We start from the raw sequence: 23,762 nt of genomic DNA, 5'->3' as shown, positions 1-23,762 counted from the left end.
GTTCTCAGTGGCTTCCTCGCGAGGACAGCTTTTTTCCTCGTGGCGGAGCCACTTGGAAAAAAGATCCCGCAGCGAGGAAGCCACTGAGGTTCCGCCACCCGACCACCAAAGCAAAACGAGCCCAGAGAACTCAAAGCTTAGTAAGCGGAACGCTGCCGATTAGCATGAGGCGGACCGTGCCCGAGCTGCCGAAGTCGATGGTGGCCGTGGCGCGCGGACCTTCGCCTTCGGTGGCCAGCACCGTGCCCAGGCCGTACTTGTCGTGCGTCACCCGGTCCCCGGCGTCGAGCTTGATCGACACCGTGTCCTTCCAGCCGGGCGCTCCGGTGCTGCGCAGCCCGCGCGCGGCCACGGAGGCCTGCGCCGAGTCCGAACCGCCCCGGTCGAAGCCGCTGCGCCCGCCCCACGTGCTGCGCACTTGCGGCGCGGAGCGTTCCGGTTCGATGCGGCGCCATTCGAGCAGTTCTTCGGGGATCTCGCCGAGGAACCGCGAGGCGGGGTTCGTCATGGGCTGGCCCCACGCGGAACGCATCAGCGCCCGCGACAGGTACAGCCGCTGCCGGGCGCGGGTGATGCCGACGTAGGCGAGCCTGCGTTCTTCCGCGAGCTCCGCGGGGTCGCTCAGCGCCCGCATGTGCGGGAAGATCCCGTCTTCCCAGCCGGTGGAGAACACCACCGGGAATTCGAGGCCCTTCGCGGTGTGCAGCGTCATGAGGGTGACCACGCCGTCGCCGGATTCGGGCAGCGAGTCGGCGTCGGCGACGAGCGACACGCGTTCCAGGAACGCGGACAGCGAGTCGTCGGCGGGCAGGCCCAGCGCCTGTTCCTCGGTGTCCTCCACGGCCGGTTCCGGCGGCGCGACCACGGCTTCCGCGGAGGGGTCGGTGGTCTCGGCGTTCACTTCGCCCGCTTGCGGCGCGCGGGCTTCGGTGAATTCCCTGGCGACCGTGACGAGTTCCGTCAGGTTCTCCACCCGCGTCGCGTCCTGCGGGTCGTCGCTGGCTTCCAGCTCACCGCGGTATCCGGTGCGTTCCAGCACGGCGTCGAGGACTTCGGCCACGTCGGATTCGCGGGCCACTTCGCCGAGTTCGTCGAGCAGCGCCACGAATCCGGCGATCTGCTTCTGGGCGCGCGTGGCCAGCGCCGGGATCCGGTTCTGCGACGCCAGCCGCAGCGCGGCGGCGAACGAGATCCGCTGCTGATCGGCGTGCGCGGCGACGACGGCCTCCGCCCGGTCCCCGATGCCGCGCTTGGGCACGTTGAGGATCCGCCGCAGGCTCACCGTGTCGTCCGGGTTGTCCAGCACCCGCAGGTAGGCCAGCGCGTCCCGGACTTCGCGGCGCTCGTAGAACCGCACGCCGCCCACCACGCGGTAGGGCAGGCCGAGGCGGATGAAGACCTCTTCGAAGACCCGGGATTGGTTGTTGGTCCGGTAGAACACGGCGATGTCGTTGAAGGTGACTTCGCCGTCGTCGACGAGCCGGTCGATCTCGCCCGCGACGAACGCGGCCTCGTCGTGCTCGTTGTCGGCGACGTAGCCGACGATCGGCGCACCGTCGCCGGCGTCGCTCCACAGCCGCTTGTCCCGGCGGTTCGGGTTGCGGCGGATCACCGAGTTGGCCGCGGTCAGGATCGTCTGCGTGGAGCGGTAGTTCTGCTCCAGCAGGATCGTGCGCGCCTGCGGGTAGTCCCGTTCGAACTCTTCGATGTTGCGGATCGTCGCGCCGCGGAACGCGTAGATCGACTGGTCGGCGTCGCCGACGACGCACAGCTCGGCGGGCGGGGTGCCGAGCTCGGTGTCCGCGGTGCCGACGAGCTCGCGGACCAGGGCGTACTGCGCGTGGTTGGTGTCCTGGTACTCGTCGACCATGACGTGCCGGAAGCGGCGCCGGTAGTGCTCGGCGACGTCCGGGTGGTCCCGCAGCAGGTCGACGGTGCGCATGATGAGGTCGTCGAAGTCCATCGCCTGCGAATCGACGAGCCTGCGCTGGTAGGCGGCGTAGACCTGCGCGACCTTGCGCTCCATGTCGTTGCCCGCGCGCTCGGCCGCTTCTTCCGGCGTGACGAGCTCGTTCTTCAGGTTCGACACCTGGATCGAGAGGGTCCGCGCGGGGTAGCGCTTCGAGTCGAGCTCCAGTTCCCGGCCGATCATCGTGATCAGCCGCTTGGAGTCGTCGGAGTCGTAGATGGAGAAGTTCGACGACAGCCCCAGCGTCTTCGCCTCGCGGCGCAGCACCCGCACGCACATCGAGTGGAACGTGGAGACCCACATCGCGTTCGCCCGGCGCCCCACCAGGTCGCCGACGCGTTCCTTCATCTCGGCGGCGGCCTTGTTGGTGAAGGTGATCGCCATGATCTGGCCGGGGTGCACGCCTTGCGCCAGCAGGTGGGCGATGCGGCTCGTGAGCACCCGGGTCTTGCCGGAACCGGCGCCCGCGACGATCAGCAGCGGCGAACCGGAGTGCACCACGGCGTCGCGCTGCTGCGAGTTCAGGCCCGCGAGCAGGGCGTCCGGCGCGTGCCCCGCCGGGCCGGAACCGGACTCGGAGGAACCGTCGTGCGGAAGATCGAAGAGGGTGCTCATCGCCGGTCCACGTTACCGGCAGCCCCCGACAGCCCCCGCCCGCGCCCGGCCGCCCGGACGCGCCGGAGATGATCCCACCTACCGGGAGCACCCTCCCGGCTGATGGCCGACGGGTTGCGGGTTGTGGCAGACTGGACGACGTGCTGACGCGGAAGCGCATCTCTTGCGCGAACTTTTTTTACGGGCGGACCGGGATTCCGACGCCCGTAGCCGTGTGAGCGCACACCACTACGACGCCCCGGAGTCCTCGGACTCGGGGCGTTTCACATGTCCGGTCCGGGGTGGGGGCCGATTCGGAGGACGAGTCATGAACGCCGCTGTGGACGGTGACCAGCACCAGCCCGAACCGACCGACCCCGCGGACGCCGCGCGTCCGGCCACGGAGGTCATCTCCGGCTTCCGCGAGGAGATCGACTACCTCGACGCCGAGATCATGCGCCTGATCAAGCGCCGCGCCGAGGTCTCCCGGCAGGTCGGCGAGGCCAGGATGGCCGACGGCGGCCCCCGCATCGTCTACAACCGCGAGATGGACGTGCTCGCCCGCTACCGCGAACTCGGCCCGGAGGGCCGCGAACTCGCCATGATCCTCCTCCGCCTGGGCCGCGGCCGACTCGGACGCTGAACCGACCGCGAAGTCGCACACGACCTGACCTGCGAATTCAGGCTTTGAGCCTGCCCCGTGCCGTAGGCCGCGAAGCAAACCTGCCTCGCGGTCGAAGGCCGTGCCTCGCGGCGAAGCCGTGCAGTAGGCGGCGAAGCGAGCCTGCTTTGCGGCGAAGCCGTGCCTGTATGTGCGAAGCACATAGCCCACGTCCAAAAGCCGCCCACCAGCGGGTTCTCAGCGTTCTTCTCGCGAGGACAGCTTTTTCCCTCGTGGCGGAGCCACTAGGGAAAAAGATCCCGCAGCGAGAAGGACGCTGAGGTTCCGCCACCCGACCACCCAAGCAAAAAGAGCCGTGAAACCCCCACCTCAGTGAGCAGTCCAGCCGCCGTCCATGGGGAAGGAGGAACCGGTGACCGAGGCGGTGTTGGGTCCGCACAGCCAGTAGATGAGGTCTGCGACCTCGTCGGGTTCCACGAGGCGTTTGACGGGGGTCCGGGCCAGCAGGACGTCTTCGACCACTTGCTCTTCCGGGACCCGGTGCAGTTCGGCCTGCTCGGCCACTTGGCGCTCGACCAGCGGGGTGCGTACGAAGCCGGGGCAGATGCAGTTGGAGGTGACTCCGTACCCGGCCGCTTCGACGGCGATGGTCTTGGACAGGCCTTCCAGCCCGTGCTTGGCGGCCACGTAGGCGCTCTTGTACGGCGAGGCGCGCAGGCCGTGCACGGAGGAGATGTTGACGATGCGGCCCCAGCCGCGTTCGTACATCCCGGGCAGGGCCGCTCTGGCCAGGCGGAACGGGGTTTCCAACATCACCTTCACCAGTTTGGTGAAGGTCTCCGGCGGGAACTGGTGCACGGGTGCGACGTGTTGCAGGCCGGCGTTGTTGACGACGATGTCGGCGTGCTCGCCCAGCGGCGCCGCCGCGTCCGGGTCTTCCAGATCGACGATGCGGACTTCGGCGCCGATCTCTTCGGCGATCAGCTGCACGGCTTCGGCTTCGCGGTCGACGACGATGACGGTCGCGCCGCCTGCGGCGAGGCGGCGGGCGGCGGCGGTGCCGATGCCGCTGGCGGCGCCGGTGACGACCGCGCGCTTGCCGGCGAGGGAGTACGGGTCCGGGAGGCCAGGAGACGGGGAACCAGCCGGTCGATCACTCATAGCCTGAGAACCTATGCGTGATGCCGATCTCAATCCAGTGGATCGGCACAACCGCTTTCGAGGCCTGCGGCACAACCCCAGCTCGGCGGCGAACTTGCCCGGCGGGGCCTCAGGGGAATCACCCATACCGGACGGGAGCGGGACAGGGCAGACTGGAGGCATGGGTGCACTCATCGGGATCGTCGCATTGCTCGTGACCTTGGTGGCGGTCGTCGCCGCCGTCGGGCACGGCGCTTATTTGGGGATGCTGACCTCGGCGGCGAAGAAGCGGCCCGGCGGTCAGCCCGTGGTCGACTTCGCGCGCAAGCGGCTGCCCGTCGCGGGCGCGACGGTGGGCGTCACGCTGCTGGCCCTGCTGATCTCCACCGGGACGAGCGTGGGCGCGGACGTGTTCGCGATCCTGCTCGGCGCCGGTGGTGGCGCGGCGTCGCTCAAGGCGTTGCAGACCAGCCAGTCGAAGTTCCGCAACAACGACTACTGAGCCGCGCGGACCGTTCCGCCGCCGGGCGCGGTCCGCTCCGACCAGGAGCGGGCCGCCGTCCGGAGTCGAACTCACCTCGATCGGCTCCACCGCGATTTCGCAAGATGAAATCCGCGAAGGCCCGTAGCTCGTTCGGGCGATCCTCGCCGCAATCACCGCCTCGTGTGACGCGCGGGACGGGCGATGCTGCCTAGCCTCCCCGACCATGACCCTTTCGGCGGTGCCGCGTCCGGCGGCGCCCTCCGCGCCGGCGTCGGCCGGTGCTCCGGCCGCTGATCGCCCCGGCCCGTCGTGGCCCGCGCAGGATCCGGCCGGTGCGGACCGGAGCATCAGCTGGAGCGGCTTGATCGAGCAGCCCGCTCCGGGCGCGGGACCCCACCGGATCCGGGCCGTGAGCGCCTGCACCGCGGACACCGGCAGGCACGACCCGTTCGACTTCACCGGCACCGGTGCGCTGCCCGCGCTCAGATCGGTCGTCCCGGTGAGCTCCGCCGAACCGTCCCCCGAGGGCGCCGATGATCTTCCCGGTGCGGACCCGTTCAGCGACACGACGCCGGTGGGCGGGCTGCACAAGTTCGACCTCGGCATGGTGCCCGCCTCCGTCACGCCCCCGCGCTCGTCGCGGCGCGCCGCGTGGTTCGCGGTGGCGTCCTCCGGTGCCGCGTTCGGCGGCCTGCTGCTGGTCGCGACCACGCTGGTGGGGCCGACCACGTCGATCGAGGGCCTGCAGCTGCCCGGGATGCCGCGCGCGACGCACTTCCCCGCTCCCGCCCCGGAACGCGTGATCGCCGGACCGTCCGCGCCCGCCGAGCCGTCACCCACGTCGGCGCCCGGCCACCCGCCGCGGCCGGCGGGAGCACCGCTGCCGCCCCCGTTCCCGCACCTGCCACCAGCCCCCGCGGAGCGACCGGCCGCCGTCGCGGCACCGGAGTCCTCCGCCGCGCCGGCTCCCGCACCCGAACCGCCGGGAGCGGCGGCACCGGAGCAGTCGTCGACCGTGCCGTCGCCGTCCCCGTCGATCAGCTATCGCGGGGAGCTGCTGACGCTGACCGACCCGCGGACGGTGGCGGCGCGCTCCGGGAACTACTTCGCGGCGGTGCGCGGCGGCGACCTCCGAGCGGCGTACGCGATGACGACGGGGCGCCTGCACGACGGCGGCTTCGCGGCGTTCGCCGCTCCGTACCGCGACGCCGCGTCGATCGAGGTGCTCGACGTGTCCGCCTCCTCGTCGAGCACGGTGACCACGCTGCGCATCACCGGGGCCGACGGCGCGGTGTCGCAGCAGCAACGGCGCTTGCGCTTCACCTCGGGCGACGACCCGCGGATCTACGCCGACGACGCCGTGACCTGATCAGCAGAGCTACTACCCGGAGTGATCGGTTGGGCTGTTCGAGGCGTTCGCCCAGCCGGGCCCAATCCCTTTCAGGTGAAGTCGCACTAAGAACCACCCGGGCACGCTCAGTGAGGAGTAGGAGTGCATCCAGAGCCGCCGTGTGACACCCGATCCGGCTACGCAGGACTGGCACTCGGTCGGCCTCGACCCGAAGGAGGCTCGGCGAACCGAGATGCGGCACCGAAACCCCACCCCGAGGGGAAGCCGTCACACGGACCAGGACGAACCGCAGGACACCGCAACGCGCACCGACCGGTCCCCGGAATCCGCCGCGCTCCCGCCGACGACGTGGCTCCCGTGGCGCTGGACCGGGCGGCACGAGCAGTGCCGATGTCACGCCGAACGCGCCGCGGACGAGTCGAGCGCCGTCACCGCGAAGGACAAGGACACCGAACCACTCGTCCTGCGCCCCGTCTTCATCGAACCGAGCCTGTCCGACCGGACCACCATCCCGGGTTACGGCACCGTCGCGGAACTGGTGCGGCGCAAGCCGAAACCGCTCTGGTTCGCACCGCAACCGCTGCGGTTGAGCGCGGAGGAATCGGCCCGCACCGAGCAGCTCGTCAACGACCTGCTCGACACCGACGAACCGAGCTTCACCCGGCCGGAATCACCGGCTGCCCGCGTCCTGGTCGGCACGCTGTGCACCGCGCTGATGGTCGGAGCGGCGGTCGCGACGGCCACGCTCACCGGGGGCGTTCCGCCCGGCGACGACGGCACCGCGCGCTCCCCTGGGCCGGAGGCGTTCGCGCCCGGCCTCGCCGTCGAAGCGGAACGACCGGCCCACCCGGCGGCGCTGATCGACCCGGCGGCGGGCAGCGAACGCGCCGCGGTGGCGGCGGCCCGCGAGTTCTACCGCCGCCTGGACCGCTCCCCGGAGCTCGCCGAGCGACGACTGCTGGCGGACGTGCCCACCAGCGGCCGCGCCCCTTGGCGGGACGTGACCCGGGTGCGACCGCTGCGGGTGCGCGCGGACTCCGCGCACCAGGTGCTGGCCACCGTCGAGGTCGCGCACCGGGACGGCTCGCGATCGGTGCTGCGCCAGCGGCTCGGCCTCGGCGCGACCGGCCGACCGGACCGGATCGGAGTGGAAACGCTGTCGCTGCAGCACTTCCCCCGCTGACGGCGCTTCCCGGCGGCGGGCGTACCGTCGAGGTGGCAATCACAACAATGCGACAACGACGTTCCGACGTCCGTCGCCGCCGAGTCCGCTGCCGGGTCCGTTCCGGCACGAACCGGACACCGGCCGCACGCGCGGTGCCGGTGCGGGCACGCTCCGCCGCCGAATCGAGCGCTCCACGTGTGGACTGCGGAAACACTTCGGGCGGCAGGAGCGATCAGACCTACGACGGCAGCTCGCAGGACGCCGCAGGAGATCGGTACCGCCGATCTCACGACTTCGGGTCTACGGCGCGAAGGCGTCGGCTAGGCTGCCGTACCGCGGCCAGTTACGGCCCCCGGCCGAACCGGGTCGCGCTGAACGAACGTGTTACTTGTCGGAGGGCCGAACCGGTCCGCTCAAAACGCCGATGCCCGACGGGGCGGTGCCGATCCGGAAGTGTCCGGGTGGAATCCGCGCCGAGCGGGCATCGATAGCAGTACGGGGAGACGTCGGTGAGCGACGAAGGTCGCCTGGTCGCCGGACGCTACCGAGTGCAGCGACGCATCGGCAGTGGCGCGATGGGCGTGGTGTGGGAATGCATTGACGAACGCCTGCATCGCACTGTCGCGGTCAAGCAGTTGTTGCTGCAGCCCGGATTGGACCCGGGTGAGGCCGAGGAAGCGCGGCAGCGGGCAATGCGGGAAGGCCGCATCGCGGCGCGCCTGCAGCACCAGCACGCGATCTCGGTCTACGACGTAGCCGAGGACGAAGGCCAGCCAGTGCTGGTCATGGAGTACCTGCCCTCCACCAGCCTGGCGGCGATGATGTCCGACCACGGGCCGTTGCCGCCTCGGGAGGTGGCTCGAATCGGTGCTCAGGCGGCAGCCGCGCTCGGTGCCGCGCACGCGGCGGGAGTGGTGCACCGCGACATCAAGCCGGGCAACATCCTGCTCGGCGACAACGGCACGGTGAAGATCACCGACTTCGGCATCTCACGCGCCCAGGGCGACGTGCAGGTGACGAAGACGGGGATGCTGGCGGGCACGCCCGCCTACCTGTCGCCGGACGTCGCGATGGGCCAGGAGCCCTCCGGTGCCTCCGACGTGTTCTCGCTGGGCGCGACGCTCTACGCCGCGATCGAGGGCAGGCCGCCGTTCGGCTTGAACGAGAACACGCTGGCGCTGCTGCACTCGGTGGCCGCGGGCCGCATCGAACCGCCGCAGCAGTCCGGCGCGATGGCCCAGCCGCTGATGGCGATGATGCAGGTGCGCGTCGAGGACCGGCCGGACATGGCTCAGGTCCGGGAGATGCTGCTGGCGGTCGCCGACGGCAACGCGGTCACCTCGGTGCCCACGATGGCCGCGCCGATCCCGCCCGCGATCAGCCCGGAGCACGGCGGCAGCAGGCCGGACCTGCAGCCGACCAGCGTCGTCGGGCACGACTACGGCAACGGCACCGCCTACTACGACGAGGATCCGTACGGCGCGCAGGACTCCAATCCGCGCACCGCGTACCTGGGTGGTGCGGATCCGCGCAGCGACGTGGCGCTGGAGGACCGGCCGAGGCGCAGCAAGCGCCCGGTGGTGATCTCCGGCATCGCGCTGGCCGCGGCGGCCGTGGTCGCGGTGCTGGTGACGTCGGCGTTCCTCAGCGGCGGCAACGACCCGGGGCCGACCGGCAACCAGACCGGGACCAGCGAGCAACCGCAGATCCCGGTTCCGCCGCCGCAGACCACGGCGTCCTCGGAGAGCCAGACCTACGAGGAGGAGACCACCTCGGAGGAGACCTCCAGCCCCACGACGTCGTCGCAGCCGTCGTCGCAGCCGTCGACGACGGAGCAGCCGACCTCGACGCAGTCGGAGCCGACCGAGACGTCCGACGACAGCGACGACCAGCCGACCTCCACTCAGGAGACCGGCGCGAGCGAGACGAACTCGCCGCAATCGGGCAACGTCACCGCGTACCGGCTTCCGGGCTGACCGGCCCGGGTGGGGTCGTTCTCCGGGCCGGGGACGGGCATCTGCGGATGCGCGTCCCCGGCCCGGTGCGTTTCGCCCGGGTCGGTTCGCGCACCCGGACCTAGTGCGTTCGGCAGTCACCGCACCAGTAACGTGAACCCGATGAGCACGAGCCGGTCCGGGGGGCCCGGTCTAAGCCGCCACCACTGCAGCATCAGGAGAGACCTGTGAGCGCCGAGGGCCGTTTGATCACGGGCCGTTACCGGTTGGAAAAGCGCATCGGCAGCGGCGCCATGGGAATCGTGTGGCGCGCGGTCGACGAGCGGCTGCACCGCACGGTTGCGGTCAAGCAGCTGCTGCTCCAGCCCGGTTACACCGATGAGGAGACCGAGGAGGCGCGCCAGCGCTCGATGCGCGAGGGCCGCATCGCCGCCCGGTTGCAGCACCAGAACGCCATCGTGGTCTTCGACGTGGCCGAGGACGAGGGCCAGCCGGTGCTCGTCATGGAGTACCTGCCGTCGCAGAGCCTGGCGACCGTGCTCAGCGAGCAGGGCGTGCTGCCCCCGCAGTCCGTGGCGCGGATCGGTTCGCAGGTCGCGGGCGCGCTCGCGGCGGCGCACATGGCGGGCATCGTGCACCGCGACCTCAAGCCGGGCAACATCCTGCTCGGCGACAACGGCATCGCGAAGATCACCGACTTCGGCATCTCCCGCGCCATAGGCGATGTCGCGGTGACCAAGAGCGGCATCCTCGCCGGCACCCCCGCCTACCTGTCCCCCGAGGTGGCGCTGGGCCGCGACCCGGCTCCCGCCTCCGACGTGTTCTCGCTGGGCGCCACGCTGTACGCGGCGGTGGAGGGCGAGCCCCCGTTCGGCACGGACGAGAACGCGATCAGCCTGCTGCACCGGGTGGCGCGCGGCCAGGTGGAACCGCCGCGCCAGGCGGGGCCGCTGGCCCCGGCGCTGATGCAGCTGCTGCTGCCGGACCCGGTGGACCGGCCGACGATGGCGCAGACCAGGAGCATGCTGCTCGCGGTGGCGGAAGGACGACCGCTGCCCGGCGGGTCGACGCCGTCCTCCGGCTGGCAACGCCCGGCCGCGGCGCCGCAGCAGGGCAGGCAGCGGGAGGCCCCGGCGACCCGGGTGGGCGCCCCGGTGCCCGCGGGCTCCGGCAATCCCCCGACCCAGGTGGGTCAGCCCGCGGTGGCCGAACCGGCCGGTGGCGGTTCCTCGTCGCGCAAGGCGGTGCTGCTGTGGGCGGCGGCGCTGCTGGTCGCGGTGCTGGTGGGCGTGCTGACCGCGAGCGCGTTCGGCTCCGGTTCGGATCAGCCCAAGCAGTCGCAGCCGACTCCGATCGCCTCTCCCCCCTCTCCCGAGCCGGTGACGACGACGGCGCCGCCGACGACCTCCGCGCCGACGTCCTCGGCTTCGCCGACGACGAGCAGCACGTCCAGCTCGGCCACCTCCAGCAAGGAGGACGACGACGAGCAGCCGTCGAAGGACGAGATCGAGGACGTCGTGAAGACGTACTACTCCTCGGTGCCGGACGACCTGGACAAGTCCTGGTCGCTGCTGGGGCCGGGGTTGCAGTCGGTCGGCAAGGACACCTACAAGGCGTTCTGGCAGTCGATCGACGACGTGAAGATCGTGTCCGGCCCCAAGTCCGCGGGGTCGAAGGTGCTGGTGGTCCTGCAGTTCGAGAAGGACGGCAAGACCAGCAAGGAGCGCCACGTGCTCGGCATGGTCGCCCGGGACGGCAAAGCGCTGATCAACAGCGATTCCCGGATGTGAGCTCAGGCTCCGGCGGCGGCGGTCAGGGCCGCCAGCAGTGAGCGCGTGGCCGGTTGGTCGGCCACGGTTTCGCGCGTCGCGACGTGGATGCGGCGGATCGGTTCCGGTCGGCGCACTTCGCGGACGACGACGCCCGGGTGCAGGACGCGGGTGGCCAGGCGCGGTTGCAGGCCGACGCCCAGCCCGGCGGCGACGAAGCCCTGCGCCGAGTAGTCCCCGCCGGTCTCCAGCGCGATCCGCGGCGTGAACCCGGCGGCGCCGAAGGCGTCCCGCAGCGATTCCGCGCACGGTCCCGCGCGCATGGCGTCCCCGAGCACGAAGGGCTCGTCGGCGAGCCGGGCGAGGTCGATCCGCTCCTCGTCGCACAGCGGATGCCCGAGCGGCAGCACCAGGTGGTACGGCTCGTCCACGAGGTGTTCGACGCGCACGCCGTGCGCTCGCGGCACGTCGCGGCCGACGACGATCACCGCGAGGTCGGCTTCGCCGGTGGCGACTTCGCCGAGGATCCCCTCGTCGATCATCTTCAGGTCGAGCCGCACCTCGGGCCGCTCCGCGCGGAACTTCGCCACTGCGGGCGGGATGAGCCCGACACCGGCGGTGTTGAAGTAGCGCACGCGCAGCACTCCGGTGCGGCCCGCGCGCAGGTCGGCGAGGTCGGCGTCGGCGTCGGCGAGCAGCCCGGCGAGTTCGGTGGCGCGTTCGGCCAGCAGCCGCCCGGCCGCGGTGGGGCGCACGCCGCGGCCCACCTTCTCCAGCAGCGCGGTGCCCGCTTCGCGTTCCAGCGTGGTGATCTGCTGGCTGATCGCCGAGGGCGTGTAGCCGAGGTTGGTGGCGGCACTGCTGATCGAGCCGCCGGTGACGACGGCTCTGAGGACCTGCATCCGGCGGGCGTCGAGCATGGACCCGACACTACAGCAGATCTGAAGTGTTCGTTCATTTTATTTCGATTGTGCTAATCGATCGTCCGCCGGATCGTGGTGTTCGCGGCCGCACGCTCACACCACTGCTCCGCCGACCGTCCGCGGGACGGGGCGGACCCACGAAGGGACGAACGATGAACCATCCGGCGAGCTACCTGCGGGTCGGCGCGTTGGCGCTGCTGTGGGGAGCCAGTTTCCTGCTGATCAAGCTCGCGCTGACCGCGCTGTCACCGGTGCAGGTCGCGTTCACCCGCATCGCGCTCGGCGCGGCGGTGCTGGTGGTGCTGTGCGCGCTGCGCGGCATCCGGTTGCGCGGCGATCGGCGGCTGTGGGCGCACGTCGCGGTGGCCGGGTTCTTCGCGAGCGCGCTGCCGTGGGTGCTGTTCAGCATGGCCGAGCGCACCGTGGATTCCGGGCTGGCCGGGGTGCTGAACGCGACGACGCCGCTGTGGACGATCCTGTTCGGCTTCCTGGCGGGCACGCAGCGCGACGTGCCGCCGCGGATGCTGGCGGGCCTGGCCATCGGGTTCGGCGGCGTGCTGCTGATCATGGCGCCCTGGGACGCCACCGCGAGCGGCATCGGGCTGCTGGCCTGCCTCGGCGCGACGGCCAGCTACGGCATCGCCTACGTGCACATCGGCCGGAACCTGACCGCGTCGCGCGACGGCGGACCCGCGCCCGTGCCGCTGGCGACGGCGGGCATGCAGCTCGTCGCCGCCACCGGCATCGCGGCGTTCGCGCTGCCGCTGGACGGTCTCCCGCCGGTGCGCTTCGACCTGGTCGCGCTGCTGGCGGTCGCGGTGCTCGGCGTGTTCGGCACCGGAGTGGGTTTCGCGCTGAACTACCGCCTGATCGCCGACGAGGGCCCCACCGCGGCGGCGACCGTCACCTACCTGATGCCGATCGTCTCGGTGCTGCTGGGCGCCCTGGTCCTGGGCGAGCAGATCGGCCCCCGGGTCGTGCTGGGCATCGCCCTGGTCCTCGCAGGCGTCGCCCTCACCCGCCGCACCAACCGCCCCAGCCGCCGCCGCCTGCCCCCCGCCGCCCGGGTCTTCACGGACCTCACCACCAACCACCCCATGAAGTGACCCCGAACCACCCACGCCGAAGGCCGCGCAGCGAGCGGACAAACCCCGCCCACCCCGCGGCAGAAGGCCGTGCCTAGCGGCGAAGCTGTGCAGTCGGGCTGCGAAGCAAGCCTGCCTTGCGGCCGAAGGCCGTGCCTGTATTCGCGCAGCGAATAGCCCACGTCAAGAAGCCGACCACCCGCGGGTTCTCAGCTTCCTTCTCGCGAGGACAGCTTTTTCCCTCGTGGCGGAGCCACTAGGGAAAAAGATCCCGCAGCGAGAAGGAAGCTGAGGTTCCGCCACCCGACCACAAAGCAAAACGACCGGCTCGGGCCCACCGCCCACCAAAGCCGAACGAGGCTCAGACCAACCGCCGATCCGTAGCCCAACGAGAGAGTTCGTACCTGTTGGAGAGCTGGGTCTTGCGCAGCACGCTGGACACGTGGGTTTCGACGGTCTTCACCGAGATGAACAGCTCCGACGCGATCTCCTTGTACGCGTAGCCGCGCGCGAGCAGCCGCAGCACGTCCCGTTCGCGCGGGGTGAGCAGGTCGAGTTCGGGGTCTCCGATGGGCGCGGAGTTCGGCCCTTGGGAGAACGCGTCGAGCACGAACCCGGCGAGCCGCGGCGAGAAGACCGGGTCGCCCGCCGCGACCTGGCACACAGCGTCGGCCAGTTCCCGCCCGGAGATCGTCTTCGTGACGTAGCCGCGCGCGCCGCCGCGGATCACGGCGATGACGTCCTCGGCGGCGTCGGAGACCGACAGCGCCAGGAACACCACGTCGGGGTGGTCGCCGCGCACTCGGCGCAGCACTTCGGCGCCGCCGCCGTCGGGCATGTGCACGTCGAGCAGCACGACCTGCGGCTCGTAGTGGGCGATGCCCGCGACGGCCTCCCCGACGGAACCGGCTTCGCCCACGACTTCGACCTGGTCGGGCGCGGTGGCGAGTTCGGCGCGCACGCCGGAGCGGAACAGCGCGTGGTCGTCGACGAGGAACACGCGAACCGGGGCCCGGTCCGTTCCGTCGCTGGTCATGAGTCCTCCTCCGTCGACCACCGCTGCGGTCGGCTCATCAGCTGGTCTTCCTGGGCATGTCCATCTGCACTTCGGTGCCCGAGCCGGGTGCGGTCTTGATCCGGACGGAGCCGCCGTTGCGCTCCATCCTCCCCTTGATCGAGTCGGCGAGCCCGTGCCGATCGTCGGACACCCGTTCCGGGTCGAAGCCGGCGCCGCGGTCCCGCACGAAGATCGACACCCGGTCCGGTTCGACTTCCGCGTAGACGCTGACCTCGCCGACCCCGGCGTGCTTGGCGGCGTTCACCACGGCCTCCCTGGCGGCGGCGAGCGCGGCGGTGAGCGGCTCGTCGAGTTCGCAGTCGCCGACGACCACCTGCTGCACGGTGATCGCGAAGGCGTCCTCCACTTCGCCGCAGGCCCTCGTGAGCTGCGCGGACAGGGTCTGCGGTGGCGCGTCGCCCGGTTGCGCGGGGCCGGCGGGCCGGTCGCCGTCGGCACGCCCGTAGCCGTCGGGGCCGTAGAGCCAGGTCCGCAGCTCGCGTTCCTGCCCGCGGGCCAGCCGGCGGACTTCGCGTTCCGAGTCGGCCTGCTTCTGGATCAGCGCCAGCGTCTGCAGCACCGAGTCGTGCAGGTGGGCGGCGATCTCGGCGCGTTCCTGCGAGCGGACGCGACCGGCGCGCTCCACGTCGAGGTCCCGCATCAGCCGCATCCACCACGGCACCGTGAGCACGGCGGCACCGATCAGCGCGGTGATCGTGGACAGCATCGCGAACTGCAGGTCGCTGGCGGTGGCCGAGCCTCCCAGGAACACCACCGCGCCGATCACCACGAGCGCGGCGCCGGAGATGATCCGCACCATCGCGGCCCGTCCGCCACCGCCGCCGAGCACCGCTCCCGCCATGCCGGAGCGGGCGCCTTCCCGCCAGCGCCGCCGCTGCGATTCGTCGGCTTCCCGCCACACCACGGCCGCGCCGACGAGCGCGACGCCGAGCGGGCCGGTGAGCCAGCCGGGCAGGATGCCCAGCAGCCCGACGGCGACCGCCAGGCCCAGCCCCAGGATGATCAGCCCGAGCCCTTGCTGGCGTTCGCGGTCGGTGACCGGGGGTTCGGCTCCGGCGCTCTGCGGCACGAAGATCCACAGCAGTCCGTAGGCGAAGACCCCGGCGCCGCCGAACGCGGCGAGCACCGCGAACGTCGCCCGCACGCTCAGCACCGACACGCCCAGGTGGTCGGAGATCCCGCTGCACACCCCGGAGACCAGCCGCCCGCCGCGGCGGCGGTACAGCTTCGGGCCGGTCTCGCGGACGCCGTGCGCCGAGTTCGGCCCGTGCACCACGTGCCCGAACGGCACGGTCGGCGCTTCCTGCGCGGAACCCGGAGCGTGCGGTGGGGCCGACGGCGCGGGGCCGTGCGGAGCGGCGGTCGCGGCGGTGCGCGACCGGTGGAGCGCGCGTTCGTGTTCGCGCTGGGACCGGGTTCTCACACCAGTGATGGTCACACGCGCGCAAGATCAGCTGCATCGGGGAATTCCCAGGGCGTTCGGGGCGCCCCTCAGGGGCGTCCCCGATGCGTCGGCGATCGCGGCGGCTCGATAGTGGGTGGCATGAACGGCAACGACAGCGTCGGCGACACCCTGCGCGAGATGTGGGAGACCCGGCCGACCCGGCCGCGGCAGGGCCGCAGGCTCACCGGGGTGTGCGCCGCGATCGGCCACCGCTACGGCATCGATCCGGTGCTGGTGCGGGTGGCGTTCGTGGTGGCGACCATCCCCGGTGGCGGCGGCCTGGCCCTGTACCTGGCGCTGTGGGGGACGCTGCCCAACGCGGCACCCGTCGAGGAGCGGCACCGGTTGCTGCGGGTGCTCGGCCTGATCTCGCTGGTGGTCATCGGCATTCCCACCGCGCTCGCCATGCTCTACCCGCACGGCTGGCTCGTGTTCGCGGCGGCCATCGGCGGGCTGTACCTGCTGCACCGCAACCAGCGCGAGCAGGCTCCCGCCGTCGCGTCGACGCCGCCCGCGGCGGCACCGGTCGGCGAGAACACCTGGGTCTACCCGAGCTCGCCGCCGCGGACCGAGCCGCCGAGCTGGGATCCGCTGGGGGCCGCGCCGTTCGCGTGGGACCTGCCGGAGCCGTCGCAGGAAGCGGAGGCGCCGCAGCCGAAGCGGCCGTGGATCGGCTGGCTCGCGGTGGGCGTGGCCGTGGTGGCCTTCGTCGTGGTGCTCGCGGTGGGCGGCAGCGCGGCCGCCGCGTTCGCCGTGGCGCTGGGGGTGCTGGGCGTCGGCATGCTCGCCGGGGCGTTCCTGCGCGGCAGCCGGATGCTGATCGCGTTCGCGCTGCCCGTCGGGGCGCTGGCCCTGCTGCTGGGGGCCGTGGAGGACGATCAGCACTCGGCGGACTCGGAGTGGAACCCGCCGCGCAGCCAGCAGATCGTGGCGACCAGCTCGGACGGGCTGCAGGAGTACTACGAGCACATCCCGAACGGCCGGATCACCCTGGACCTGCGGCAGCTGCGGCTCACCGGGGACGAGCGGATCGAGACCGGCGCGAGCGTCGGCAACGGCCGCGTGGAGGTGCTGCTGCCCCCTGGTCTCGACGTGACCGCGACGTGCACCACGAGCAACGGCGCCGTGGACTGCCTGGGCAACCGCCAAGCAGGCGGCCAGCACAACCAGCTGGAGATCAACGATCCCGGGGTGGACGGCCCCGGAGGCGGACACCTGACGCTCGACCTGTCCGCCGACGACGGCAACGTGGAGGTGCGCCGTGGCTGATGACGCCCGCGATGAAACGAGCTCGGCCCACCGCCCGGACACCCCGCTGCTGGTGGCGGGAGCTCTCGCGCTGACCGTGTCGGGTTCGGTGTTGTTCGGCGGCTCGCAGGACTTCTGGATCGAGTGGTCCCTGGCGGGAGCCGCGGTCCTGGTCGGCATCTTCCTGCTGATCGCCTCGATGCGGCGCCGGGACCGGTGAGCTCAAAGCCTGTCTTTGACCTTGTCGTGCCAGATGAGCGTCGTTTTGGTCCGTGCCTTGTCAGCGGCGGGGCCGCTGAGCAGTGACCAGCCAGAGCAACCGGCACCGCCGCGGGTTCGTAGCGGCCTTCTCGCGAGGACAGCGATTTCGCCGTGTACGGCGTGCATGAGAAATCGATCCCGCAGCGAGAAGGCCGCTGAGGTTCCGCCACCCGCCCCGCCATGCGGGCCGAGTTGAAAAACGGTGCTCTACGCTGCCATCCGATGTCTGCCTCGACCGCAGTGCAGGCGAAGGGGGAGGAAGCGGATGAGCGTGCCCGGCGGGCGGCCGACGCTGGAGGACGTGGCGGCTCGGGCGGGGGTGTCGCGCGCGACGGTGTCCCGGGTGATCAACGACTCGCCGCGGGTGAGCCCCGAGGCGCGCGACCAGGTGGCCGCCGCGGTCCGCGACCTCGGCTACGTGCCCAACCGCGCGGCCCGCGCGCTGGTCACCCGGCGCACCGGCGCGGTCGCGCTGGTGCTCTCGGAACCGGAGAACAAGTTCTTCGACGACCCGTTCTTCGCCTCCACGGTCCGCATCGTCTCCCAGCACCTCTCCGCCGGGGACAGCCAGATGGTGCTGCTGATGGTGCACCGGCCGGACGATCACGCGCGGATCGCCCGCTACCTGGCCGCCGGGCACGTGGACGGCGCGCTGGTGCTCGCTCCGCACCGCGACGATCCGCTGCCGGAGGCGGTGCGGGAGCTGCCGCTGCCGGTGGTGTTCGGCGGCAGGCCGTGGATCCCCGAGCACGGCCTGCACCTGGTGGACCACGACAACGTGGGCGGTGGCAGGCAGGCCACCGAGCACCTGCTGTCGCTGGGCAGGCGCGGCGTCGTGACCGTCGCGGGCCCGCAGGACGAGTACGCGGGCCTGGAGCGGTTGCAGGGGTGGCGGGAGGCGACCGGGGTTGACGACGCGGCGACGGCGCTGCGCGCCGAGCCCGGCGGGTTCACCGAGCAGGGCGGCGAGCGGGCCATGGCCGCGCTGCTGGCCCGGGTGCCGGACCTGGACGCGGTGTTCGTGGCGAACGACCTGATGGCGAAAGGCGCGCTGCGGGCGCTGCGCGCGGCCGGTCGACGGGTGCCGCGGGACGTGGCGGTCGTGGGGTTCGACGACCAGCCCGCGATCGCGCCGCACACCGATCCCCCGCTCACGACGATCCGGCAGGACCCGGCGTTGCGCACGGTGCACATGGTGGAGCTGATGCGGCGGTTGATCGCGGGCGAGCGGGTCGCGCCCGGCCGGGAGATCCTGCCCGTGGAGCTCGTCCGCCGGGACTCCGCGTGATCGTCCGATCGGGTGGTCGAATTCCGTTCTCCCCGCATCGGGAGCGGCGAAAGAAGATCATCGAATCGGGCATTCGAATGGACGCGCGGGGCATTGTTTCCGGCCAATACTGGCAATAACGGTGATAATCGATTCGCCGAATCGCACAACCGGGTTCCGATGACCGTCCAATAGCGGCCGATCGGCGTAATCAGCCCGGGACTGCATCGATATAGCCTTTACCGGAACGTTTCAGGTGAGCAGCCTGTTCCGTTGAGAGCGCTCTCACCCTTCAACGTCCCCCCGCGAAGGAGATTTTCGTGTCCCGAACCGGTTTCAAGGCGGCAGCAGGCAGCACGCTCGCCGCGCTTTGCCTGTTCCCGTTCGCCACCGCCTCGGCCACCCCCGCGCCGGCCGCCCCCGCGGCGCAGCCGAAGGCCGAGGTGTTCTTCGACGACTTCTCCGGTGCCGAGCTCGACCGCTCCAAGTGGCAGGTCGAGGTCACCGGGGAGAACTTCGGCACGGTCAACCAGGAGCAGCAGGCGTACGTCGACTCCCCCGAGACCATCTACATCGAGCACGACGACGCGTCGACCGGTGCCACCAACGGTGCGCTGGCCCTGCACGCGCGCAACACCCCCGGCTTCCAGGCTCCCGACGGGAACACCTACGACTTCCAGTCGGGCCGGGTCAACACGAAGGACAAGTTCGAGTTCACCCACGGCAGCTACTCGGCGCGGCTGAAGCTGCCCGAGGGCGGCACCAGCCCGGGTCTGTGGCCCGCCTGGTGGTCGCTGGGCGCGAACATGGACGAGGTGGGCTGGCCGCAGAACGGTGAAGTCGACATCATGGAGAGCGTCGGCGAGCCGTGGACGAGCGTCGCGCTGCACGGTCCCGAGTACCACGGCGACACCCCGATCGCGGGCCAGCAGCAGTTCGAGGGCATGGACCCCGCGGACTGGCACACCTACAAGGTGGACTGGACGACCGACGGATTCATCTTCTCCGTCGACGACAAGCAGATCTACGAGATCACCCGCGCCGAAATGGAGCAGAACGGCTGGACTTGGGTCTACGACGACCCGCAGTTCATGATTCTGAACTTCGCCACCGGCGGACAGTTCCCGAACGGCGTCAACGGCGTGACCGAACCCTATTTCGGACTGCCGCAGGAATCGGTCGACAAGATCAAGTCGGGCAATGCCCGCTACTTGATCGACTGGGTCCGCGTCGAACAGTGATTCCCGATCACGTGCGTCGTGATCCGCGCCCACGACGCCCGTGAACCGGGTGGAGGCGTCGCCCCGGTACGTGCCCGGTCCGATCCCGGCCGCACCGCGGGCCACGCCCCCGAACTTCTGAAGTGAACGGACCGTTCGTCCAAGCTGCTTGGACGAACGGTCCGTTCACTCATGTCACCCGAGGACGCAGAACGGCCCGCGCGATGTCCGCGCGGGCCGTTCGCCTCACTTCCGGAGCCGGGTCACTCCCACTCGATGGTGCCCGGCGGCTTCGACGTCACGTCGAGGGTGACCCGGTTGACCTCGGCCACCTCGTTGGTGATGCGCGTGGAGATGCGCTCCAGCACGTCGTAGGGCAGCCGCGTCCAGTCCGCGGTCATCGCGTCCTCGCTGGAGACGGGCCGCAGCACCACCGGGTGGCCGTAGGTGCGGCCGTCGCCCTGCACGCCCACCGACCGCACGTCGGCGAGCAGCACCACCGGGCACTGCCAGATGTCCCGGTCCAGCCCGGCCGCGGTGAGCTCCTCCCGCGCGATGGCGTCGGCCGCGCGCAGCGTCGTGAGCCGGTCCGCGGTGACCTCGCCGATGATCCGGATGCCGAGGCCCGGCCCGGGGAACGGCTGCCGGTGCACGATCGTCTCCGGCAGGCCCAGTTCGAGCCCGACCCGGCGCACCTCGTCCTTGAACAGCGCCCGCAGCGGCTCCACCAGCTGGAACTGCAGGTCGTCGGGCAGGCCGCCGACGTTGTGGTGACTCTTGATGTTCGCCGCGCCGGTGCCGCCGCCGGACTCGACGACGTCCGGGTACAGCGTGCCCTGCACCAGGAAGTCCACGTCGCCGTCGGCGTCGGCGACCAGGTCCCGCGCCGCCTTCTCGAAGCTGCGGATGAACTCCCGGCCGATGATCTTGCGCTTCTCCTCGGGGTCGGTGACCCCGGCCAGCGCGTCGAGGAACTGGTCGACGGCGTCCACCGTCACCAGCTTCACCCCGGTGGCGGCGACGAAGTCCCGCTCCACCTGCGCCCGCTCGCCCGCGCGCAGCAGCCCGTGGTCGACGAACACGCAGGTGAGCTGCTCGCCGATGGCCCGCTGCACCAGCGCACCGGCCACCGCCGAGTCCACCCCGCCGGACAACCCGCAGATGGCCCGCCGGTCGCCGACCTGGACGCGGATCGCCTCGACCGTGTCGTCCACGATCGACGCCGTCGTCCACTGCGGCTTGATGCCCGCGATGTCCTGCAGGAACCGGCGCAGCACCTCCTGGCCGTGCGGGGAGTGCGCCACCTCCGGGTGGTACTGCACGCCCGCGAGCCGGCGCCGCCGGTCCTCGTAGGCCGCGACCGGAGTGTCCTTGCTGCCCGCGGTCACGGTGAAGCCCTCGGGCGCCTTGCTGACGGAGTCGCCGTGGCTCATCCACACCGGGTGGTGGCCGGGCAGGTCCTCGTGCAGCGTCCCGCCGTCACCGGTGATCTCCAGCTCGGTGCGCCCGTACTCGCGGGTCCCGGTGTGCTCCACGGTGCCGCCGAGCGCCGCGGTCATGGCCTGGAAGCCGTAGCAGATGCCGAACACCGGCACCCCCGCGTCGAACAGCGCCGGGTCCACCTGCGGCGCGTCCTCGGCGTACACGCTCGCCGGACCGCCGGAGAGCACCAGGGCCGCCGGGTCGCGCCGGACGATCTCCTCGACGGGAGTGTCGTGCGGCACGACCTCGGAGTAGATCTGCGTCTCGCGGACGCGGCGGGCGATCAGCTGCGCGTACTGGGCGCCGTAGTCGACGACGAGCACAGGGCCCTTCCCCTCGCGCGGCGGACCTGCTGCCGAGGACTGTTCAGGGCTGTTGGCGATACCGGACACGTCGTCGAAACCTCCAGGCGAATGCGTGCGCTGCACCCATCATCCCAGCTAGCCCGCACCACCCGGCCAGCGGCTCCGCCACCTGCCGAGCTCACGCGTCCGGCCGCCACCGCGATCACACCAGCGGCAGCCGCAGGGCCGCGGGAGCGTCGGCGGGCACCGCCGGGCTCTTCGGGGCGACCGGCTCCATCCGCCGGTAGCCGTCGGCCTGCGCGGCGCGCCGGTCCGGCTCGCCCTTGTTCGGCCACATCGAGAACGCCCGCTCCGCCTGCGCGGTGATCGTCAGCGACGGGTTGACCCCGAGGTTCGCGGTGATCGCCGAGCCGTCCACGATCGACAGCGTGGGGTGCCCGAACGCCCGGTGGTACGGGTCGACGACCCCGTGCTCGGCGTCCTCCCCGATGGCGCAGCCGCCGATGAAGTGCGCGGTCATCGGCATGTCGACCAGTTCGCCCCAGGTGCCGCCCGCGATCCCGCCGATCTTCTCGGCGACCCGCTCGTTGGCTTCCTCGCCTGCGGGGATGAAGCTGGGGTTGGGCGCCCCGTGCCCTTGCCGGGAGGTGAGCCGGGAGCCGAACAGGCCGCGCTTGACGCGGGTGATCAGCGAGTTGTCCAGGCTCTGCATCACCAGCAGGATGATCGTGCGCTCGCTCCAGTTGCGCACGATCGCCATCTTCAGCGCCTTCACCGGGTCGTTGCGCACGAACCGCAGCCACTGCTTCCAGCGCGGATCGGGCTGGCCGCCCTTGGTGGGGAAGGTCTGCAGCAGGCCCATCGCGTTGCTGCCCTTGCCGTAGCGGACGGGTTCGATGTGGGTGTCCTCGTCGGGGTGGAACGACGAGGTGATCGCGACCCCGCTGGAGTAGTTCTGCTCGCCGACCTGCGGCACCTGCGCCCCGATGATCGCCTCGGAGTTCGTGCGAGTCAGCTCACCCAGCTTCGCCGACAGCCGCGGCAGGTCGCCGCGGTCCCGCGCTCGGTGCAGCAGGTTCTGGGTGCCCCAGGTCCCGGCGGCGACGACGACCTGGTCGGCGGTGAACACCGAGCTGCCGAAGGCGGTCTTCGCCCCGGTGCGCCGGGTCCCGATCCGCCAGCGCCCGTCGCCGCCTTCGGCGAGCCGGTGCACGGTGGTCATCGGGAACACCTCGGCGCCACCGGCCTCCGCGAGGTGCAGGTAGTTCTTGACCAGGGTGTTCTTCGCCCCGACCCGGCAGCCGGTCATGCAGGCGCCGCATTCGGTGCAGCCGGTCCGGGAGGGTCCGGCGCCGCCGAAGTACGGGTCGGCGACCGTCTCCCCCGGCTTGCCGAAGTGCACGCCCACCGGGGTCGGGTGGTAGCTGCCGCCGACGCCCATGTCGGTGGCGACCTGCTTCATCACCACGTCCGACGGCGTGGTCGTCGGGTTCGTGACCACGCCGAGCATTCGGCTGGCCTGGTCGTAGTGCGGGGAGAGCTCGGACTCCCAGTCGGTGATGTGCGCCCACTGCGAGTCGTTGTAGAACGGCTTCAGCGGCCGGTAGAGCGTGTTCGCGTAGACCAGCGAGCCGCCGCCGACCCCGGAGCCGGCCAGGATCAGGCAGTCCCGCAGCAGGTGGATGCGCTGGATGCCGTAGCAGCCGATCTGCGGCGCCCACAGGAACCGGCGCAGGTCCCAGGAGGTCTTCGCGAACTCGTCGTCGCTGAAGCGCCGCCCGGCCTCCAGCACGGCCACCCGGTAGCCCTTCTCCGTGAGCCGCAGCGCGGCGACGCTCCCGCCGAAGCCGGAACCGATCACAACGACGTCGTAGTGGTGGGGCCCTCGTTGACCTTGAGCACCGTTGCTGGAAGCCATGCGGACACGTTAGCCGTCATTACTCGCGGGTAGCCAGAGTTTTCGACTACTCCACCAGGCGGAATCGCACCCCCGGCACAGCAGACGCACGACCTGCCCCACGAACGCCACCACGAGCCTTGAACCGACCAGCCCGCGAACCCAAGATCAACGAACCCACACCTGCCCGCCCCCGACCACAGTCCCGCGCATCGCGGCGAAGCCGTGCCTCGGGCGGGCAAAGCCACGCCTGCCTCGCGGCCGAAGGCCGTGCCGTGCCGTGCGGCGAAGCCGTGCCTTGGGCGGCGAAGCACGCCTGCCTTGCGGCCGAAGGCCGTGCCTGTATTCGCGAAGCGAATAGCCCACGTCGAAAAGCCGCCCACCGGCGGGTTCTCAGCGGCTTCCTCGCGAGGACAGCTTTTTCCCTCGTGGCCACCAGCAGCCGCCCGTCTTCGATGGTGGTCTCTTCGCCGAACGGGACGGCCACGGCGGGGGCGCCTTCG

18 protein-coding genes are annotated in these 23,762 nt (G+C 71.3%); 11 read left to right on the top strand and 7 right to left on the bottom strand.

Features of this window, described 5'->3' with window-relative positions:
* Positions 1-130: 130 nt before the first annotated feature.
* On the bottom strand, positions 131-2,584 hold the full coding sequence (locus tag ACWD38_RS26575; RefSeq protein ID WP_450125154.1) for a UvrD-helicase domain-containing protein: 2,454 nt from the start codon (positions 2,582-2,584) through the stop codon (positions 131-133).
* A gap of 307 nt (positions 2,585-2,891) precedes the next feature.
* On the opposite strand from ACWD38_RS26575, the gene ACWD38_RS26570 reads away from it, so the two are divergent.
* A complete protein-coding gene (locus ACWD38_RS26570) occupies positions 2,892-3,206 on the top strand; it encodes a chorismate mutase (RefSeq protein WP_184482993.1) in 315 nt (104 codons plus the stop codon).
* A 348-nt stretch (positions 3,207-3,554) separates the two neighbouring features.
* Here ACWD38_RS26570 and ACWD38_RS26565 read toward each other — a convergent pair whose 3' ends face one another.
* Positions 3,555-4,346 carry a 3-hydroxybutyrate dehydrogenase gene (locus ACWD38_RS26565; protein WP_184482996.1) on the bottom strand — a complete coding sequence of 264 codons (792 nt, stop codon included), beginning with the start codon at positions 4,344-4,346 and terminating at the stop codon, positions 3,555-3,557.
* 160 nt (positions 4,347-4,506) lie between these two features.
* On the opposite strand from ACWD38_RS26565, the gene ACWD38_RS26560 reads away from it, so the two are divergent.
* From ACWD38_RS26560 to ACWD38_RS26540, 5 genes are all read left to right on the top strand, one after another.
* Positions 4,507-4,827, top strand: a complete 321-nt coding sequence (locus ACWD38_RS26560) for a hypothetical protein (protein ID WP_184482998.1) — start codon at positions 4,507-4,509, stop codon at positions 4,825-4,827.
* 205 nt (positions 4,828-5,032) lie between these two features.
* Entirely contained in the window at positions 5,033-6,178 is a 1,146-nt protein-coding gene (locus tag ACWD38_RS26555) for a hypothetical protein (RefSeq protein ID WP_184483001.1), read from the top strand.
* Between the two features lie 214 nt (positions 6,179-6,392).
* Positions 6,393-7,343 (top strand): hypothetical protein, encoded by a 951-nt coding sequence (locus ACWD38_RS26550; protein WP_450125153.1) that lies wholly within the window; start codon positions 6,393-6,395, stop codon positions 7,341-7,343.
* Positions 7,344-7,834: 491 nt separating this feature from the next.
* Entirely contained in the window at positions 7,835-9,301 is a 1,467-nt protein-coding gene (locus ACWD38_RS26545) for a protein kinase domain-containing protein (protein WP_184483006.1), read from the top strand.
* A 206-nt stretch (positions 9,302-9,507) separates the two neighbouring features.
* The gene (locus ACWD38_RS26540) at positions 9,508-11,070 is read left to right on the top strand and encodes a protein kinase domain-containing protein (RefSeq protein ID WP_184483010.1); all 1,563 of its coding nucleotides are present in this window, start codon (positions 9,508-9,510) and stop codon (positions 11,068-11,070) included.
* Positions 11,071-11,072: 2 nt separating this feature from the next.
* Here the strand turns inward: ACWD38_RS26540 and ACWD38_RS26535 are convergent, their stop codons facing one another.
* Complete coding sequence (locus ACWD38_RS26535; protein ID WP_184483013.1) at positions 11,073-11,969, bottom strand: LysR family transcriptional regulator; 897 nt, start codon at positions 11,967-11,969, stop codon at positions 11,073-11,075.
* Between the two features lie 155 nt (positions 11,970-12,124).
* Between ACWD38_RS26535 and ACWD38_RS26530 the strand changes: the two genes are divergently transcribed.
* Positions 12,125-13,078 (top strand): DMT family transporter, encoded by a 954-nt coding sequence (locus ACWD38_RS26530; protein WP_450125152.1) that lies wholly within the window; start codon positions 12,125-12,127, stop codon positions 13,076-13,078.
* A gap of 340 nt (positions 13,079-13,418) precedes the next feature.
* Here ACWD38_RS26530 and ACWD38_RS26525 read toward each other — a convergent pair whose 3' ends face one another.
* Positions 13,419-14,093, bottom strand: a complete 675-nt coding sequence (locus tag ACWD38_RS26525; protein WP_184483019.1) for a response regulator — start codon at positions 14,091-14,093, stop codon at positions 13,419-13,421.
* Positions 14,094-14,130: 37 nt separating this feature from the next.
* A complete protein-coding gene (locus ACWD38_RS26520; protein WP_343071729.1) occupies positions 14,131-15,426 on the bottom strand; it encodes a PspC domain-containing protein in 1,296 nt (431 codons plus the stop codon).
* A 252-nt stretch (positions 15,427-15,678) separates the two neighbouring features.
* Here ACWD38_RS26520 and ACWD38_RS26515 point away from each other — a divergent pair, with 252 nt between their 5' ends.
* The 4 genes from ACWD38_RS26515 (at position 15,679) to ACWD38_RS26500 (ending at position 19,596) form a co-directional block, all read left to right on the top strand.
* Complete coding sequence (locus tag ACWD38_RS26515) at positions 15,679-16,848, top strand: PspC domain-containing protein (protein WP_450125151.1); 1,170 nt, start codon at positions 15,679-15,681, stop codon at positions 16,846-16,848.
* Complete coding sequence (locus tag ACWD38_RS26510) at positions 16,841-17,047, top strand: hypothetical protein (protein ID WP_184483025.1); 207 nt, start codon at positions 16,841-16,843, stop codon at positions 17,045-17,047. The genes ACWD38_RS26515 and ACWD38_RS26510 overlap by 8 nt, the downstream gene beginning before the upstream one ends.
* A gap of 306 nt (positions 17,048-17,353) precedes the next feature.
* Positions 17,354-18,376, top strand: a complete 1,023-nt coding sequence (locus ACWD38_RS26505; RefSeq protein WP_184483029.1) for a LacI family DNA-binding transcriptional regulator — start codon at positions 17,354-17,356, stop codon at positions 18,374-18,376.
* Positions 18,377-18,675: 299 nt separating this feature from the next.
* The gene (locus tag ACWD38_RS26500) at positions 18,676-19,596 is read left to right on the top strand and encodes a glycoside hydrolase family 16 protein (protein WP_343071591.1); all 921 of its coding nucleotides are present in this window, start codon (positions 18,676-18,678) and stop codon (positions 19,594-19,596) included.
* A 242-nt stretch (positions 19,597-19,838) separates the two neighbouring features.
* Here the strand turns inward: ACWD38_RS26500 and guaA are convergent, their stop codons facing one another.
* Positions 19,839-21,380, bottom strand: coding sequence for a glutamine-hydrolyzing GMP synthase (gene guaA / locus ACWD38_RS26495; RefSeq protein WP_184483033.1), 1,542 nt, complete (start codon positions 21,378-21,380; stop codon positions 19,839-19,841).
* 184 nt (positions 21,381-21,564) lie between these two features.
* On the bottom strand, positions 21,565-23,280 hold the full coding sequence (locus ACWD38_RS26490; RefSeq protein ID WP_184483036.1) for an FAD-dependent oxidoreductase: 1,716 nt from the start codon (positions 23,278-23,280) through the stop codon (positions 21,565-21,567).
* Positions 23,281-23,762 lie beyond the last annotated feature (482 nt).

The organism is Saccharopolyspora sp. NPDC002578, assembly GCF_053592695.1.
This window is presented reverse-complemented; position numbering and strand designations above follow the sequence as displayed.